At 48.9% G+C, this 1803-nt stretch carries 3 protein-coding genes; all 3 read left to right on the top strand.

Features of this window, described 5'->3' with window-relative positions; translation table 11 throughout:
* Position 1: 1 nt before the first annotated feature.
* From HMPREF3119_RS14090 to HMPREF3119_RS14080, 3 genes are read left to right on the top strand one after another with little or no spacing between them, the layout of a single operon-like run.
* Complete coding sequence (locus tag HMPREF3119_RS14090; RefSeq protein ID WP_139144849.1) at positions 2-685, top strand: C40 family peptidase; 684 nt, start codon at positions 2-4, stop codon at positions 683-685.
* Between the two features lie 47 nt (positions 686-732).
* Entirely contained in the window at positions 733-1104 is a 372-nt protein-coding gene (locus HMPREF3119_RS14085; protein ID WP_024473737.1) for an outer membrane protein assembly factor BamD, read from the top strand.
* Between the two features lie 42 nt (positions 1105-1146).
* On the top strand, positions 1147-1749 hold the full coding sequence (locus HMPREF3119_RS14080) for a tail assembly protein (protein ID WP_070580062.1): 603 nt from the start codon (positions 1147-1149) through the stop codon (positions 1747-1749).
* The last annotated feature ends 54 nt before the right edge of the window (positions 1750-1803 follow it).

The raw sequence follows: 1803 nt of genomic DNA, 5'->3' as shown, positions 1-1803 counted from the left end.
TATTTTTGCACACGCAGAACGTGAATACCCACGCGAGTGCTGCGGGGTGATCGCGCAAAAATCCCGTGTGGTGAAATACTTTCCCTGCCGTAATATCGCGGCCACGCCGGAAGAGCATTTTGTATTATCGCCGGAAGATTACGCTGCTGCGGAGGATTGGGGCACGGTGACCGGTATTGTGCACAGTCACCCGGATGCCACTACTCAACCGTCAGAACTGGATAAAGCACAGTGTGATGTCCTTGGTGTGCCGTGGTATATCGTCAGCTGGCCGGAAGGGGATCTGCGGACTGTTCAGCCACGCGGTGAGCAGCCATTACTTGGGCGACCTTTTGTGCTCGGGTTTACTGACTGCTGGGGGCTGGTAATGAGTTGGTTCAAGCAGGAGCGTGGCATTGAACTGCCGGATTACCGGGTGGATTATCATTGGTGGGAGCAGGGCGAAAACCGGTACACCGATAACTGGCGGGAGGCGGGATTTATTCAGGTTGATGATCCGCAACCCGACGATATGATTGTGATGCAGGTACAGGCTCCGGTTGCCAATCATGCCGGTATTCTGCTGGCTGATAATATGCTGCTTCATCATTTGTATGGGCACCTGAGTCAGCGGGTGCCATATGGCGGTTATTGGCGCGACCGCACAGTTATGATACTAAGATATAAAATATTCATGACTGGTTAATTTGTTATAGTTATTCTTGTCAGTGTATTTTATAAATTGGTGAGATTATGAAGAAGATACTGGCTGTTACTGTTGTATTACTTTTATCTGGTTGTGTTACGCCACCGACAAATATTGAAGTACAAAATGCGGATTACGGTGAAAAACCGAGCAAAGAATTATACGAATCAAAGGTGAAAGCGTATCAGGAGGGGCAATTAAAAGACCCTATGTCAGCAGTATATTCATTCAGTGAACCAAGGAAAGGTTGGTGCATATTCAACAGCAAGGTAAATTTCGGTTGGATTGTTGATTATACGCTGAATGCGAAAAATTCGTATGGTGGCTACGTTGGAGCAAAGCCGCAATTTACGATCATTCAGAATAACACTGCATGGCATATACCCTATTTTTTAAAGGATAATTGTGGTTACCAATAATATTTAATAACCCGCACCGGCGGGTTTTTTTATGGGGTAAATATGTCACAGGAAATAATGACAAAAATAGAGCTGGGCGGCGTGCTGGGCAAAACGTTCGGCAAAACGCACCAGCGGCTTGTTTGCACCACGTCAGAAGCTGTCCGTGCATTGTGCTGCACTATTCCGGGCTTTGAACAGTTCCTGAATACCAGCAAATCGCGCGGTTTAACTTATGCGGTATTTCGCGGGAAAAAAAATATCGGGGTGGATGACCTCGGTTTTCCGGTGACTGACGATGTCATCCGGATTATGCCGGTGGTGATCGGTAGCAAAAGCGGCGGATTGCTGCAGGTTATTTTTGGAGCGGTGCTGGTGGCTGCTGCGTTCTGGACAGGCGGCGCATCAATGGCTGCCTGGGGAGCACTGCAAACAGGGATGGCCATGACAGGTGCATCCATGATATTGGGTGGCATTATTCAGATGCTGTCCCCGCAGCCAAACGGGATCGCCATGAAAGACCAGGGCGAAAATAAGCCGTCCTATGCGTTCGGTGCACCGACCAACACCGTTTCTCAGGGCTATCCGGTACCGATCGGTTACGGTAAACGCCGCATCGGCGGAGCCGTTATCTCAGCCGGTATTTACGTCGAAGATCAGCAGTAATCCTTTCTCAGTTTTTCAGCAGGAATCCCACAATGACACAAATCACAGGCCGCA

Origin of the sequence: Morganella sp. HMSC11D09 (assembly GCF_001807955.1) — a bacterium.
In the GTDB taxonomy this organism is placed as follows: domain Bacteria; phylum Pseudomonadota; class Gammaproteobacteria; order Enterobacterales; family Enterobacteriaceae; genus Morganella; species Morganella morganii.
The sequence above is the reverse complement of the archived record's forward strand: the minus strand, read 5'-3'. Positions and strand labels throughout refer to the sequence as shown.

What these genes read in the sequence shown, in the direction of transcription:
- HMPREF3119_RS14085 (WP_024473737.1), top strand. Translation starts at nt 733, where the DNA reads ATGAAGAAGATACTGGCTGTTACTGTTGTATTACTTTTATCTGGTTGT.
- HMPREF3119_RS14080 (WP_070580062.1), top strand. Translation starts at nt 1,147, where the DNA reads ATGTCACAGGAAATAATGACAAAAATAGAGCTGGGCGGCGTGCTGGGC.